The 14,953-nt window shown below is 61.9% G+C and carries 11 protein-coding genes and 3 pseudogenes; 5 read left to right on the plus strand and 9 right to left on the minus strand.

All coding sequences use genetic code 11. From position 1 onward, the window contains the following. The 3 genes and pseudogenes from GPA_RS11900 to GPA_RS20425 all read right to left on the minus strand — a co-directional run. Nucleotides 1-3,264 (minus strand): leucine-rich repeat domain-containing protein (locus GPA_RS11900; RefSeq protein ID WP_231847639.1); only part of this gene is annotated, 3,264 nt, incomplete at its 3' end. A 175-nt stretch (nucleotides 3,265-3,439) separates the two neighbouring features. Next, nucleotides 3,440-4,450 carry an EAL domain-containing protein gene (locus GPA_RS11905; RefSeq protein WP_231847704.1) on the minus strand — a complete coding sequence of 337 codons (1,011 nt, stop codon included), beginning with the start codon at nucleotides 4,448-4,450 and terminating at the stop codon, nucleotides 3,440-3,442. A 111-nt stretch (nucleotides 4,451-4,561) separates the two neighbouring features. Continuing rightward, a pseudogene (locus tag GPA_RS20425) lies at nucleotides 4,562-4,813 on the minus strand (diguanylate cyclase domain-containing protein); the annotation flags it as partial. Nucleotides 4,814-5,299: 486 nt separating this feature from the next. Here GPA_RS20425 and GPA_RS20430 point away from each other — a divergent pair. Next, complete coding sequence (locus GPA_RS20430) at nucleotides 5,300-5,431, plus strand: hypothetical protein (protein ID WP_261798086.1); 132 nt, start codon at nucleotides 5,300-5,302, stop codon at nucleotides 5,429-5,431. Nucleotides 5,432-5,435: 4 nt separating this feature from the next. Continuing rightward, nucleotides 5,436-5,627 (plus strand): annotated as a pseudogene (locus GPA_RS20640) (transposase); the annotation flags it as partial. Between the two features lie 209 nt (nucleotides 5,628-5,836). Here the strand turns inward: GPA_RS20640 and GPA_RS11910 are convergent. From GPA_RS11910 to GPA_RS11930, 5 genes are read right to left on the minus strand one after another with little or no spacing between them, the layout of a single operon-like run. Beyond that, on the minus strand, nucleotides 5,837-6,544 hold the full coding sequence (locus GPA_RS11910) for a ferric reductase-like transmembrane domain-containing protein (protein ID WP_015540011.1): 708 nt from the start codon (nucleotides 6,542-6,544) through the stop codon (nucleotides 5,837-5,839). A 4-nt stretch (nucleotides 6,545-6,548) separates the two neighbouring features. Beyond that, entirely contained in the window at nucleotides 6,549-7,274 is a 726-nt protein-coding gene (locus tag GPA_RS11915) for a TorD/DmsD family molecular chaperone (protein ID WP_015540012.1), read from the minus strand. Between the two features lie 60 nt (nucleotides 7,275-7,334). After that, nucleotides 7,335-8,000, minus strand: a complete 666-nt coding sequence (locus tag GPA_RS11920; RefSeq protein ID WP_041239567.1) for a 4Fe-4S dicluster domain-containing protein — start codon at nucleotides 7,998-8,000, stop codon at nucleotides 7,335-7,337. A gap of 13 nt (nucleotides 8,001-8,013) precedes the next feature. Further along, on the minus strand, nucleotides 8,014-10,506 hold the full coding sequence (locus tag GPA_RS11925) for a molybdopterin-containing oxidoreductase family protein (protein ID WP_041239568.1): 2,493 nt from the start codon (nucleotides 10,504-10,506) through the stop codon (nucleotides 8,014-8,016). Nucleotides 10,507-10,521: 15 nt separating this feature from the next. Next, a complete protein-coding gene (locus GPA_RS11930) occupies nucleotides 10,522-11,280 on the minus strand; it encodes a DmsC/YnfH family molybdoenzyme membrane anchor subunit (protein ID WP_041239569.1) in 759 nt (252 codons plus the stop codon). A 282-nt stretch (nucleotides 11,281-11,562) separates the two neighbouring features. Here GPA_RS11930 and nrfD point away from each other — a divergent pair. The 3 genes and pseudogenes from nrfD to GPA_RS11945 all read left to right on the plus strand — a co-directional run. Then, a pseudogene (gene nrfD / locus GPA_RS11935) lies at nucleotides 11,563-12,432 on the plus strand (NrfD/PsrC family molybdoenzyme membrane anchor subunit); the annotation flags it as partial. Between the two features lie 21 nt (nucleotides 12,433-12,453). Further along, on the plus strand, nucleotides 12,454-12,942 hold the full coding sequence (locus tag GPA_RS11940) for a GntR family transcriptional regulator (protein WP_015540014.1): 489 nt from the start codon (nucleotides 12,454-12,456) through the stop codon (nucleotides 12,940-12,942). Then, the gene (locus GPA_RS11945) at nucleotides 12,926-13,885 is read left to right on the plus strand and encodes a slipin family protein (RefSeq protein WP_049784135.1); all 960 of its coding nucleotides are present in this window, start codon (nucleotides 12,926-12,928) and stop codon (nucleotides 13,883-13,885) included. Before GPA_RS11940 ends, GPA_RS11945 begins: the two co-directional genes overlap by 17 nt. A 56-nt stretch (nucleotides 13,886-13,941) precedes the next feature. On the opposite strand, the gene GPA_RS16910 is transcribed toward GPA_RS11945, so the two are convergent. Further along, nucleotides 13,942-14,953 (minus strand): hypothetical protein (locus GPA_RS16910; RefSeq protein WP_049784137.1); only part of this gene is annotated, 1,012 nt, incomplete at its 5' end.

Below are 14,953 nucleotides of genomic sequence, written 5' to 3' on the forward strand. Positions count from 1 at the left end.
CTGGACGGCGTCGACGCGAAACGTCATCGTCCCCGCGTAGCGGACGTTGGCCATAAAGGAGCTGGCGGGATCGACGCTTTTAAGCGAGAACGACCCTTTGCTCCGGGCGTCGTCGTGCGGGTCGATCACCATGAGCGGATCGGGCACGGCCCCGGAGCCGAGGATGCCGTTGGGGCCGGGGTCGTACAGGCTCCCGTCGGCCATGAGCACGTCGATCTCCTTGGCGTCGCCGCCGTCCCCCGAGAGCGCGAGCAGGGGCGCGCCGGCGCCCGGCCGCACCACCGACACCTTGTACGACGTACCGGAGGGCCAGGTCGCGCCGGGGCCCTCCTCCTTGGCGGAGACGACGACCGCATGGTTGTCCGCATCCGCTGCGGGATCGGTCGGCTTCGAGTAGAGATAGCCTCCGTGGGGCTCCAGGGAGATGTGCTGCGGGATCGAGAGGAAGCCGAGCAGCGCGGGATCGTCCGCGCCGTAGTCCACGGCCTTCCACTGCGCGTAGAGCACGAGGGTGGCCTCGTGTGCGGGCGCGGGGCTCGGCGTCGCGATCGAGGCGCCCGGCGAGAAGAAGTTCGAACCCTCCATGCGATCGCCTTCTGCGAGGTCCGGGGACGTCGCCCAGCCGTCGAACACGTAGGCCCCCATCTTGAACCCGTTCTCGGGAAGCGGGGCGGACTCGCCGTAGACCAGCCCCGTCATGTTCGCCGTCGACCCCGACACCCACCTGTCGTTGCGCACGATCGTGCCCGAGCCGTCGTCTTTGCCGAGCTCGGGGCTCTTCGCCACCATCTCCTCCCAGTTGTCGTCGAACGACACGCTGTAGGAGTTCGCGATCCATCGGTTGTAGAACTTGGGTTTCTGTCCGTCGACCGCCGGAATGATCTCCGGGTCCACCGGCTGGCCCGTGTCGCCCGGCCCGGAGCCGTCCCTCCATCCGGCGTTATAGCGAGGTTCGTAGGCGCCCGGGAACGTGCGGTATCCGGGCTTCTCCAAGCCGAAGTTCCCCAAGCCGTGCATGTTCTCTACGGGGAAGAAGTCCTCCCCCACCCACTGAGTGTGGGTGTCGGGCGTTCCCGAGAATTCCTCGTTGTCGTAGTAATAGAATTCGAACGGGATGCCCTTCTTCACCGATCCCTGCGTCACGGTGCCGTGCGAGAGCGCTCTTTCGCCCCCCTCCCTCCACACCTGGTAGCCGTACGTGAACGTGGCGCTCGGGGTCGTGACGAGGCCCCTGTCGTACGTGGCCCTGTCGTCCTCCGGCCACGTTTCGCTATTTTCAGGCGTGAGGTGATCGAAGCCGCCAGCAGTGTTCGGCACGTTCAGGGACACCGAGTCCACCCTCCCGTGGACCACTCCCAGCCCGTGGAGGGCCTCGAGGATTATGTCGGCCTTGCCCGGGCCGCCCTTGATCGAGTCGCCCCAGACGGCGGGCGTCTTGACCGTCTGGTCCGCCAGGATGTCCGACCCGACCTTGCCCGGCTCGTCCAGGCTCTTGTTCCTCGGCAGCTCCAGGTTCGTCATGTGGTTGCCCGCGAAGGCCCGATCCCCGACGGATCCAAGGGTGTCGGGCAGCGTGACGCCCTTGAGCCCGGCGTTCTCGAAGGCGGACGCGCCGATCGAGAGGACTCTTCGGCGGTCGAACGGGAGGAAGCCGAGGGCGGTGTTGTCGGGGCCGGGGAACGCGCCGAGGTTGGTGTCCATGAACGCCCGGTTCCCGATGTTGACGCTGAACGTCGTCACCCCGCTGGTCGGCTCGGGGATGTCGATGAAGGAGAGGGCCGTGCAGCCCTTGAACGCGGAGTCACCTATCGTCAGGGTGACGCGACTCTGGCTCCCGAAGACGCCGTTGCCAACATGAACCGCGCGCAGCGAGGTGCATCCCTCGAAAGCCGATGCGCCTATCGCGATACTGTTCGGTTCAGAGTCGGCTAAGGGCGCGTCTTTGAAGTCGATCTCCTCGATGCCTGTGCATCCGCGGAATGCCTGACTCCCTATGTGAGAGATCTTTTTTTCTCCGGTAGGAAACTGGACGCTTTTCAGATGGCTTACCCCATCGAACATCCGATCCGGGACAAGCAACCAATGCGGGGACAAGACCACTTCCTCCACCATCTCGTTGCCTGCGATGATGCCGTTTCCGGGATAGCCGCTCCAATCTCCTTCGAAAGAGATCCTCCTCGAAAGATTGTTATTCGCGAAGGCGAACTCGCCCAGCATCGAGAAGCTCTTGCCGGTTATCGGATCGTTCGCTATCTGATTGTTCTTGAACGCACTTGCCCCCACGGACAGCAACCCTGTTGCCTGGAACTCGACGGATGTAAGACTGTTCTTGCTGTCGTCATCTCCGCCGAAAGCAAAGGACCCGAAGGACGTGATCTGAGAGGGGAACACGATTTTGCCTGTCAGGCTGTTATTGCGAAACGCGTATTTGGGGATCGACGTCAGGGCGATGTCCGAAGGGATCGAGAGTCTGGTGAGCTTGCAGCCGTCGAACACTGATTCTCCGAGAACTTCAAGCGACTTCGGAAGAGTCAGCGGCCCCGTGATACCCGTGCATCCCGCAAAGGCATAGCTCACGATCTTCACGATATTGGGGGGAAGCACTACGCTCGTTACGCCCGAAGAGTCCTGGAAAGCCTGCGTTTCAATCTTCTCAAGGCTTGTGCAACCGGAGAAATTGATCACCCCAGACAAGCCCGAACCCTGAAAAGCCCTGTTGCCAATGCGCTCCAGGTTGGTCGCGGAGGAGAAGTCGATGCCGCACTTCAGATTTTGGTACGTGTAACCTACTTCAACTCCCGAGGAATTCCTCGCTCCTTCGAGCGCGACGACCTTCTTGTTGTTCACGGGGTTCCTAGCCGGCACGTGTACGGTTCCCGACGTGATCACCTTGTCGTTGTATCCGACTATCTTGCAGGTGTTGGTATCGCCGATATCCGCGTATTTCCAACTGAACCCGGCAGGGTCGGTACCCGCCCGGGGCGCAGCCGACAGGGGCCCCTCTTCAGCCGTTGCGGGAACGGGTACCGCCTCCGCAGCGCCAAGGCCGCTCTGGACGGCGCAGGGATCCTCCGGAGTTCCCAAGCCGGGGACCTCGAGGTCATTCTGCGCGTCCCCTCCGGGGACCGGGTCGCCCTCCGCATCTGAATCCCCGTCGGGCAGGGGGGCCGCTTCGGGCCCGTCCTCAGGGTCTTCCTGCGCTCCTGCATCGAAGGCGGGCTCGGGGGCGGGCCCTTCCTTGGTAGGATTCCCCGCGGCCAGCACGCAGGGAACGGTCTCCGTGGCTTCTGGCGCGCCCGTGCCTTCCGGCGCATCCTCTCCGAACGCGCCCGAGGCCGTCGGCATCGCCCCCACCAGCAGGAGCGCCGCGCACATCACGCCGACGCACGCCCTCGCGCTACTTCTCACGCGCCCGATCTTGCGCTTGGCGCCGCTTTTCTCAACCTTTGCCTTCTTCATGAAAGAACCTCTCGACGCCCACTTCATCCGCGCGCTCCGGGCGCTTTCCGCCCCCTGCTCCCTTCCGGCCCCCTCGGGGCTTCGGTATCAGCCCGATTCGCAGGGGGGGGGAGCCCCCTCCGCGCTCAGACCCCCCCCCAAGCAGCGCCTCGAACGAGGCTCTGTCCAGCGGCGGCGCGTACAGGTACCCTTGCGCGCGATCGACCCCCGCCTCTTTCAGGAACAGGGCCTGCTCCTCGGTCTCGACGCCCTCGACGACGACGGCCAGGCCCAGGTCGTGGGCGAGCCGCACGAGGGATTTGACTACCATCCCATCGCGCTCCGACATTTGCGAGCGGAGGAAGGACTTGTCGATCTTTATGACGTCCACGGGGGAGCCGGCCAGGTCCTCGAGCGACGTGGCGCCCGCGCCGAAGTCGTCGACCGCGATGGAGAACCCGGCGTCGCGGAGCCGGGAGAGCGCCGCCTTGAGCTGCGCCGGGTCGGAGCTCCACGCCTCCTCGGAAACCTCGAGGCAGATCAGGCTGGACGGGAGGCGGTACGCGTCGAGCAGGGCCGTCATCCTGTCCGGCAGCCCGGGGGCCCGCAGTGATGAGCGGGACAGGTTGACCGAGACGGGAACCGTCCCGAGCCCCCGGTCGACCCAGCCCTTGAGGTGGACGAGCGCGCGCACGACCATGTGCATGTCGAGCTCGGCGGCGAACCCCGCCTCCTCGAGCACGGGGACGAAGCGGGAGGGGTCCGTGCGGCCACCCTCCGCATGCTTCCAGCGCGCGAGGACCTCGACCCCCGCCACGCTGCCGCCGGGATACGAGACGATGGGCTGGAACCGGGGGCCTATCAGGCCGTCTCGCAACGCGGGCGCGAACTCGCGGACGACGTCCTGGAAGAAGAGGGCCTCTTCGCGCAGCCCACGGTGGTAGGTCAGCGTCCGGCGCTCGCCCGCGCCGCGCTTCGCGGCGCGGAGGGCGAGGAGCGCGTTGTCGAGCATGTCGGCGGGGCGGGGGGCGACGTCCCCGATCTCGTACACGCCCGACCGGACGCTGCAGAATGCGCCCTCGGGGCGGTGCGAGAAACGGGTGAGGAACACGGCCTCGTCCAGCAACGGTCGGGGCACAAGCAGGGCGAACCGGTCCGCGTGGAGGCGCGCGCCGGCGCTCTCCGGGGAGAGCACGCGCGAGATGGCGCTGCCAAGGTCGATGAGCAGGGCGTCGCCGGCCGCATGCCCGAAGCGGGCGTTGTAGGCGCAGAAGCGGTCCACGTCGACGCACGCGAGGGCGTACGGGACCGAGGGGTGCGCCGCGACGAGAGCCCCTACATGCGCGAGGAATCCGTTGCGCGTCTCGAGCCCGGTGAGGCTATCGCGCTCGGGGCAGAGGGTTGTGAGGGGCGCTGCGGACCCCCCCCCGCTTCCGGAAGGCCGGGGGCCGGACGGGTCAGAGACTAGGCGTTCAGGCTTCGGGAGGAAGCCCCCCCGACGGGGAGGCCGGAGCCGGGGAGGCGGCGGCCTCGCGGGCTTTCGAGAGCATCCGGGCCATGCCTTCCTCCCTTCTCGTTCGGCGAAGGGGCGTTTCCGCCCCCCGCGCCGTCGCCGGTCAAATCATTCGGGCAATTATGACCGGGCGGCTTCGATCCGTCAACCCCGGGAGGGGCGAACGCACCTGTTTATAGGGGAAACCCCTCGAGGGCGGAGACGGCGCGATCACGACCTGCGCTTTCAGGGGCGAGAGGATCCGCCCCGTGTTCGGTCCGGCGCCGCTTCAAGGCCCTGCCGCACGTCCTCGTCGCCGACGCGGGATACGGCAGCGAGGAGAACTACGCCTACCTGGAGCGCAACGACGTGAGGGCCTTCGTGAAGTACAACCTGTTCCACAAGGAGCAGAAGCGCGCCTTCAAGAAGGACCCGACGCAGCCGAAGAACTGGGCCTTCGACGAGCTGGCCGACGAGTGGACGTGCGGGGGTCGTCCTTAGACGCAGGAGGGCGACCGACGTCGAGACGGTCTTCGGCGATATCAAGAGCAACTGGGGCTTCAAGCGCTTCACCCTGCGAGGACTGGAGAAGGCGTCGCTCGAATGGGGGCTCGCAGCCCTCGGACACAACATGAGGAAGCTCCACGAGGCGGTGAGCGGGGGGAACGCTGCCAAGCAGGCGATGGCGCGGGCGTAGGGTCCCATCCTTTCTTTCGTCCTCCCATGAAAAGAGCCGAAACCCACTCAGGCTTCGGCTCTTTTCATGGGAGGGGCTTTTGATACAGCGTTCTGCCTGAGAAACGGGGATAAGACAGGGGCAAGGGGCCGTATATGAAGTCCCAATACGCAAACGCGCCAGAGGATCGCCCCGTGGGGTAAGGGCTCTGCCCTTGCCCCACGAACCTGTCAGAAGCGATGAGCCGAAACTTTTGACACAGCCCCCTCTGATTCTCGCAAGGCACGAGCTACGCGCAGCACTGCATAGACACCGAACACGACCGTGTAGGCCGCTACGCTCTGCACGGCTGCGGTACCACCGCCGAGAGCACTCGGCAGTAGCATGGCCAGCACGTGCGCGTATGTCAGGCTGAAGAACACGTAAGCCCACTTCTGCACCTTGACCCATGCCTGTTTGCTCATACGCACCTTCACAGAGCCGAACGACGTGACACCCAGCACGATCAATAACACGGTGATAGCCGCCGCCACCGCCAGCCCGACGGCCACGAACGGATTGATGATGCCCGCCTCCAGCACGAGCGGCACATACGACAGGCAGTACACGACGATATGCCCGCACACCAAGATACATGCGATGATGGAAAGCTCGGCGCGGATGGCCATAAGATGCTTGCGCGGCCTCCCATCGCGCGGAAATGCGCCAATAAACATCACCACCGCGAACAGCGCAACCGCAAGGAAACCCTTTTGCAGCAGCAGGAACAGCGTGCTGCGAACCGGAACCGGCAACGGCAGCCAGCCCTGCAGCCCTGAAACGTAGAGCGCCATCAACACAGTCGCCGCCACGTACCACGCCGCCGGCGCCTTCTTGATAGCCGGCTTCATCAGGAACACCGCCACCACCGTGCATGCGAACACGATCAGAAACGTCATGCAATCACCCCTTGCAGGACGCAGGGCTCACAATTCCAATATCGGCTCCCGTTTCGGTCGCCAGTTCGCCTAAATAGCGCGCACCCAAACGGGCAAAGGCACGATATTCTTCCAAATGGCTGAAAACCGCCACTTTTTGCATAAAAGCAGGAAGCCACTTCAAAGCATGATCGTTGGCAAACGAGCACAGACGGTCGCGCCATTCCCTCTCGGCGTCGCCGTTTCCAACCCGAAGCGCCTCGCCGATACACGCGTGCAAATACGCTAGGAACTCCAACTCGTGGAACACGCTGTCGACGGGCTCTCGACGCAGGTCGACGGTGGCCACGCCCGCTGCTGCCATGCAACGCTCGACGTCCATCGAAATGCGGGTTCGGAACAGCGACGGAGCCCCTTGGGCGCCCACCATACGATGCAAAAAAGGACTCTCGTAGGGCCAAATCGGCACATCGACGCCAGGCGCCAGGAAAAGGCGGCTATACTCGCGCCGCAGCAACCCTTCGTCGGTTTCGGCGAAAGCCGCAGCACAGCGGCTTGACAAGTGCACATCGCCCGCCGATTCCCCGCCGCACGCATCGACGATGCTCGCACGCCAATCATCGAGAAATGCCCCATTGGAAAGCGCTTGGGCGAGCTTGCCGTCCGGAAAGGAGAAACCAGTCGCCAGAAGCGATGCGAGGTCGGACAACCCCACAGCCCGATGAAGCCTCCAATCGATGCCTTCACCCATATGAACCACTCCATCTATCGGGGAGCCGTCGCGCGCAGCAGGATGCGACGGCTCAAAAGACTACTTCGTCAGATAGAACACATTGGGGCTGGTTCCCGCCGATTCACGCAACTTGTAGTAGTTGCGCCCTTCGATGGCTTTCGACACCTCGGACTCCGGGTCGTCCAAATCACCCCAGAAGCGGGCGCGCCCCATGCACAGCTGCATGCATGCCGGCACTTCACCTCGGTCGATCAGGTTATGGCAGAACGTGCACTTTTCCACCGTGCCAGCCTCGTGCGTCGGCGCATCGGCCTCGCCCACCACCACATCGAGATAGTACTCGGGTGCACCGCCGTTCATCGACCGCACGTGATCGTACGGACACGCCATCACACATGCGCGGCAACCGATGCACAGCGAGTTGTCGACATATACAATGCCGTCATCGCGCTTCTTCGTCGCACCTGTAGGGCACACGCCCAGGCACGGAGGATTGCCGCAGTGCTGGCATTGCACCGGCAGGAATTCCAACACGCAGTTCGGGAACTCGCCGAACGCATTGTCGTTGGCCGTGGCGCCGTGCACGACTGCCGTGCCGAAATCGTCCTGATCGGCGCTAGACCTCGTGTACACCGTGTTGTAGGTTATATCCTTGGGCAGATTGTTGGCGATCTTGCATGCCGTGGCGCACGCTTGGCAGCCTACGCAGCGCTCGAGGTCGATAGCCATACCATATCGGGTCATAGTATCAGTCCTCCTATAGCTTCTCGACGGCAACAGCCTGGTCGAAGTAGCACTGGTTGCGCGTCACCTGGTTGTAGTCATTGAACGAGATGGTTGCAAAATCGCCATCGATGTGCTCGCGCGTAAGGAAACTGCGCGGGCAGTTGATGGTCTTGGGCGCTTGGCCGGCATTGATGGTGGCCAGCAGCGTTACCGAGCCCCGGTCATTGTAGAGGCGCACGGTATCGCCCTCGCCGATCCCCAGCTCCTTGGCGTCATGAGGATTGAAACGCGCAACTGGCTGCCTCTCGTATTCCTTCATATAGCCCACATCCCACCACTGCGTGTGGTTGCGCGTGCGCATATGCTCGCCAAGAACGGAGTACGGATACTTCTTGCGAATGGGCGCTTCCAGATTTGCCTCGCGCGCCGGCTCCCAGTACAGAAGCAGATGCTCCTTGCTCTCGTCGACTTTTTGGCCCAGGTTGTACTCGGGAACGACCTTTTCCGTCCAAAACTTGGCACGGCCGTTTTGGAAGAAGAATTTACCGCCTAGGAGCGGATTGTCCTTGAGTTGATGGTTGCGGGCAATCTTCGTCTCGCGCAGCGATTCGTATGTGACGCCCTCCTTCTTTGCCACGGGGCTGTCGAGCCACAGGGAAATGTAGTCTTTTTCAGTGAAGTCGAAGAAATCACCGAAGCCCATAGCGGTGCCGATCATCTTATAAATGTCGAAGTCGGGCTTGCTTTCGTACAGGGGCTCGATCGCCTTGTCGTTGTACAAAAGGTACGGCATGTTGTACGAACGAACGCGCACATCTTCGCACTCGAACCAATGGCAAGCTGGCAGCAGGATATCGGCATACAGGGCCGTGTCGCTCATGGTCATCTCCTGGACAACCAAAAACTCTATCTCCTGCAGCGATTTGATGGTTTCGTTCTGCTCGGTCTGGTTCGAAACAATGTTGGTGCACGAGCAGTACAGGCTCTTTAGCGGGAACGGTTTGCCAAGAAGTTCCTGGTCGTGGACGATGCCATACAGCGCAGTCCAGTTGATGTTACGACCGGGACCCGCGGGTTTCTCGCCTTTAGAGCTGGGCTGGTTTATGCAGCCCTTTGAATTGCTGATGCCGAAGCTACCACCGCCGGAAATGACGCCTGCGGAAGGCTTGCCTATGTTACCCGTGATGAGCAATAGGGTAAAAATGGAATCGTACGTGTAGATGGCATTGAAGTAATGGTTCAAGCCTTGGTTCATGCCGGTGAGTACGGGGCCCTCCTGACCGTACATGCGTGCAAGGCGCTTGATGTCTTCGACAGGCACGCCACAGGTCTCAGAGGCGCGCTCGGGCGTCCAAGCAGAAATAGCTTCGAGAATCATGCTCCACACCGGACGGATTCTAAAACCTTCTATCTCTTCGGGGATACCCTCCAGCGCAGGCATTTCGGCTTCCGAATAGGGCTTGGCGGACCGTGTCGCCTCGTCCCATACCACTTCAGGATCAATGACGGTCGGTTTGCCCGTCATAGCATTCACCGGGCCCTCCGTAGCCGGAACACCCAAATCGCTCATGCGCAAGAACGTGTTGTCTTCTTTCACCAGGAAAGGAGCCTCGGTATGGGCCCGCAAAAACTCGGAGTCCTGCCAGCCTTGGGCAATAACTTCGCTCAAGATGCCGAACACAAGCGCACCGTCGGTTGCAGGATAGACGGGAACATACCAATCGGACTTCGCTACGTTGGTGTTGTACTGGATATCGATGGTGGTAAGCTGTGCACCCGCCTCCTTCGCATCAAGGTAGAGGTGCATCATGCGCTTGCAGGAAACGGCAGGATTGCAGCCCCAGATGACAATATGGTTGGCGCCACTCCATTCTTTGGGGGACACGAACGCTCCGCCAGGACCGAACATCTTCGACATAGCCGACTGGAACGCGATGTCGCGATCGGGAAGCACGCTGCAAGCGCCCATGACGGTCTGTAGGTGCTGCATGACCGACCCGTCGGCTGTGCCGCCGCCCAGCACGGCCGTGTTGCCGCTGCCCATGAAGAAGGCGATGGATTCCGGACCGAACTCCTCACGATAGTTTTTCCATTTCTCAGCGATCTCCTTGATAGCCTCATCCCAGGAAATGCGCTCGAATTCGCCAGCACCGCGCTCGCCCACACGGCGCATCGGGTACTGCAGGCGCCCGGCGCTGTATACGCGAGCAGGATGACTTAACCCCTTCGGACAGATGTGCTCGAAGAACGGCTCTTCCTCGATACGGCCAGCCGTAGTGCGCACAATCTGACCGTCACGCACGTGCACGTTCAGATAACACCCCTGAATGCACTGAGAGCGGCATGCACCAGATAAGATCTCCTCGGTACCGGCTTTCGACGAGTCGGCCGCATGCGGGGCGAGCCCCTTGGCAGTAGCTGAGCAACCGGACAGAGCCCCAGCAGCAGTGAGGGTCGCAGCGCCAGCGATGAACGAGCGGCGGGTAAAGCCGCGATTATTTTTATCGGACGTGGTTTCAGTCATGTCTCTCCCCTTACCTTACAGAGCGTACGCAGCGTAGAAACCGTAACGAGCCAGGGCGACGCCGATGAATGCGCAGGCTAACGCGACCAGGGCAGCGGTCTTCGGCGCCATCTTGCCCGATTTCGCCATGGACTGCAGCATAGCGGCTGCGGCCACAACCACGGCACCAATGGCCAGAAGTATCATGTTCGCACCGACGCCCGCGAAGTGCACGGCCTCGAGAGCAATGGCGACGATGGCCAGAACGCCGAGCGCGGCGGCAGTGATCAGGTACGTGCCGTTCTTCGCCAAGCTGGGCTCAAACAGCGTCAACAGCGCTGCTCCCATAGCAAGGTTACCTAGAATGAACAGCAGGAACGTCTGCCACGAGGCCCAAGCCGGAATGCCGGCAGACACGAAGTACGCGTTGGCCATCACGAACGTGAGGCCGAGCGCAGCGATAGCGCCCACGATGTGCAGCGTGCGCGGTGCGGAGCCCTTAACCTTGGAAACCACCACGTCAACGATCAGGATGACGCCGAACGCCATGGACCAGTACGCCTCCTGAGCAATCATGGCGCCGGGCTGCGTGAGCGCGATGAGCATGCGCTCGGGACGACCCAAGTGCAGCGGCAGGCCCACCAAGCCCACGGCCAGAAGAATGCCGCACACCAGCGGGAACAACCACGCCTTCTTGGGGTCCTTACCCACCGGAAACACAGCGCTTACCGCGTAGGCACCGGCGGCTAGGCCGGCCAATGTCGTAAACAGGAACAACGGAAATTCCGAAATCATCGCAACACCTCGCTATCAGCTTCGGTGTCGAAGATAAGCAGGCGTTCGCGCGCCACGCCGTCCACCTTCGAACAGCCCCCAACAGAATGTGAGCAACCTGTCCTTTGCCATGGTTCACCCACAGAATGAAAACACGCCGTCCCCTCCGCGGCCGACGGAAGATACCGTATTCATTCACTGGTGTCATAGTATTGCGATTCACTGGTTCAGTCAATAGGTATTTCCCTAAAGAATCATTTCGTGGGATAATGGCGGAAGACTCGATCGAATTCGACGCGAGGTGCTTTGTACGGATCATTGATCATAGCGTATTTATTCTTGGGTGGCGCGGCCGCAGGCGCGCTTTTCGTCGTGTCTGCATGGAGTTTCGCCTTTCGCCACGCCGAGCATCCTGTCCGCTTGCGCGCGGCATTCGAATCGCTGCGCAGCCGTGCATACACGGTGGGCTTCTTGCTGCTTGCGTTCGCTATGGTCTGCCTGCTCGGAGACTTAGGTAACCCCGGGCGTGCCTTGATGGTGTTTTTCCTTCCCCATCCTACCGTGATCACCTTCGGCGCCTATACGCTCGCCATCGAGTCCTTCTTGGCAGCGCTTCTACTGACGGCATCGCTGCCCAACAGCCCCCTTGTTTTTCGGGAGCGTTGGCTGGATATCGTCGAAGCCCTTTGCTGCATCGGAGCCCTAGCGACGATGGCCTATACGGGAGTATTCCTTTTCCAAGGCAGCATCCCTCTATGGAACCATTGGTCTATTGTCGCCTTGTTCCTGTTCTCCTCTCTTTCATCGGGCGTATCCGTCGTGCTGCTCATCGATTGGTTCACGCATGGTCAATCCCTTTTGTTGCGCGCAACCAAGCCGCTCCAAGTATGCCATGTGGCTTGCCTTGTTGCAGAGGCGGTATTCTTGACCCTATTCGTCAGCGCAGCTTTTCGAAACCCTTCGGCGGATGCATCCCTTGACCTCTTGATGACACCCGAGATGCTGGCCATTGCGGGCATAGGCGTGATCGGCATGGGAATTGCGCTGCCCTTTACGCTCGAAACCTACTCGATTACTCGTAAGGAATGCCGTGCCATACCCGTCTCGGACTTCGTTTGCTTACTCGGCGGGTTATGCTTGCGTTATTGCCTCATTACCTGCGGAGCCCATTGATGGAGGCATCATACCTGATACATGGACTTCGCCAGTTCTATCCAGCCCGATCAAAAAGGTGACAGATTGCAAAGTAACGACAACAACCCGCTGTTTCGCGTGGACGAGACATCCGACCTGCCCATCTGGGCACAGTTGCGGAACCGCTTCGCCTATCTGATTCGCACGGGATTTTTCAAACCCGGCGAACAGCTTCCAAGCGTGCGCAGCATGGCCGCCGAAGCCAAGATCAACTACAACACCGTGACAAAAGCGTACCGCGATCTCGAGCTTTCTGGATTAGCCGTATCCGCACGAGGACGTGGCATGTTCGTCCAAAGGAACATTTCGTTGGAAGAATCCGAAGAAGACGCCATCGACGCGCTGCTTGAAAACTGCATCAGGCAATACCGGTCGAAAGGCATGACGTACCGCGAGGTGCGTGGGCACATGCTTTCGATTATCGACGAGCTGGAACGTAAGGCCCGAGAAGCGGAAGAGGAGAAGAGCGAATATGGGATTGTTCAATAACAGGGCGAAATCCGGAGCCGCGAGCAACACGAATGCTCGATCCGGCGAAATCGAATTTCTCAATTCCCCAAGCACCAGGCACGTTGACGACAATGCCTCAAATGTTTTCTCAGCCTTCGTCTTTGTTGCCGTATTCGCAGCCGTCGTCGCTATCGGATTACAGTTGACAGGAGAGATGAGCATCTGGGTGCTGTGCGCAGGGCTCGTTTTCGCAACCATCGCCATCTTCACGGTGCATATTGCCTCGCAGTGGGAACGGGATGTCATCCTGCGGTTCGGCGCATACAACCGTATGGCGGGCCCTGGCCTCTACCTCACCATTCCTTTCATCGAGCACGTTGCCCTGAAGGCTGACTTGCGCACCATGCTGACGGGCTTCAGTGCGGAAGAGATCCTGACCTCCGACCTCGTCCCCGTCAACGTAGATGCCGCCATATTCTGGATGATCTGGGATGCCGAAAAGGCATGCATGGAAGTTGAGAACTATTACGACGCCGTATCCATGGCAGCGCAAACCGCCTTGCGCGACGCTATCGGACGAAACAGCCTATCCGACGTGACGGTTCATCGCGACAAATTGGACCAGGAATTGCGTGAGAAGATCGAAGAGAAGACGAGCTCGTGGGGCGTATCCATCATGTCGGTGGAAATCCGCGACATCGTCATCCCGAAGGACCTCCAGGATACCATGGCCGCAGCGGCAAAGGCGGAACGCGAGAAGGACGCGCGCATTGTGCTGGCGGAAGTGGAAAAGGATGTGGCCGCCATGCTGCACGACGCCACCGACATCTACAAGGAAGACGAACTCGCTTTCAAGCTGCGCCAGATGCACCTGGTAAATCAAAGTCTGCGGGAATCGAGCGGCTCCCTCGTGGTGCCGAGCGCCTACGCCGAGGGCTTCGTTGAGAAGGCTTCCGGCAAAGCGGCTCCAACGCACGAATAGGAACCAAACCGTATAACCGAGGCGACGGGGAGGTGGAAATGCCCCTCTCCCGTCGCCTATAAATGCATCTTGCGTTCCACCGCGTCCCATTCGGCCAGCGAGGCGGCATACGCCGGGCTCAGGTGCTCCGTCGAGAAGTAGTAGACGTCGCCGTTCGAGGCGGTCGTCTGCTGGATGTCGGGATAGGCGCCCGACTCGCGCACGATGTCCCACGTCTGAGCGACCACGTCCTGTGCCAGGTTGAACGGCGGGTTGCCCAGGCTGGATGCGGCGAGCGGGCGCGGGTACACGCGGGAGTCCTCGCGCACGCAGTCCACGAACGTCACCACGTTGTCGTCCTCAGCCGCCAAGAACGCCCAGTGCGCGTAGGCGTCGGTCATGGCGGTGCGGTCGTACAGGTAGTAGCTGTGCGCGCCCACCAGCGCCACGATGCCCGAGCAGTCGACGACGCGTTCCACGGGCCCGGCTTCCTCGTCGGGCACGAGCACGAATTCGCCCTCCATCTCCACCAGGCGGTAGCCGGGGGGAAGCTCCAAGCCTGCGAAGGGGTCGTCGCCCTCGGGCGGCGCCGCGGCCGGCGGCGCATCCTTCACCGTCTCGCCGGCAGCAACCGCCTCCGCAGCCGACGGCGCGCCCTTTGCTGCGTCGCCCGTCGCATCGGCAGCTGCCGGATCGAACGACGCCTCGCCGCAAACCGTCGCCTCGGTGTCTGCCGCCCCGGCGCTTGCCTCCTCGGCGTCCTTCACCTCGGCATCCGCGGACCCGCCGTCCTCCGCCTCGGTGCGCGCGGCGCCTCCGAACGCCCGCGGCACGCCCACCGCCCGCGTGGCCGTGCGGTACACGGGCGCGGCGGCCGCCTCGGCCTGGGCCTCGGCCGCGCGCTCGTCCTCGAGGTACTCGTACACGAGCATCTCGAACTCCTCGGCATCCAGATGCCCGGGCACGAGGCCGATCTCCGGCCAGCGAGTAGGCTCCACCAGCGCGCTCTGCGCCGACTGCGCGCGCACGTCGTCGAACACGTCCGCCAGCGCGTTGTGCTCGGCCAGCTCGCGTGCGGCCGCGTCGTCG

Origin of the sequence: Gordonibacter pamelaeae 7-10-1-b, from assembly GCF_000210055.1 — a bacterium.
Lineage (GTDB): Bacteria > Actinomycetota > Coriobacteriia > Coriobacteriales > Eggerthellaceae > Gordonibacter > Gordonibacter pamelaeae.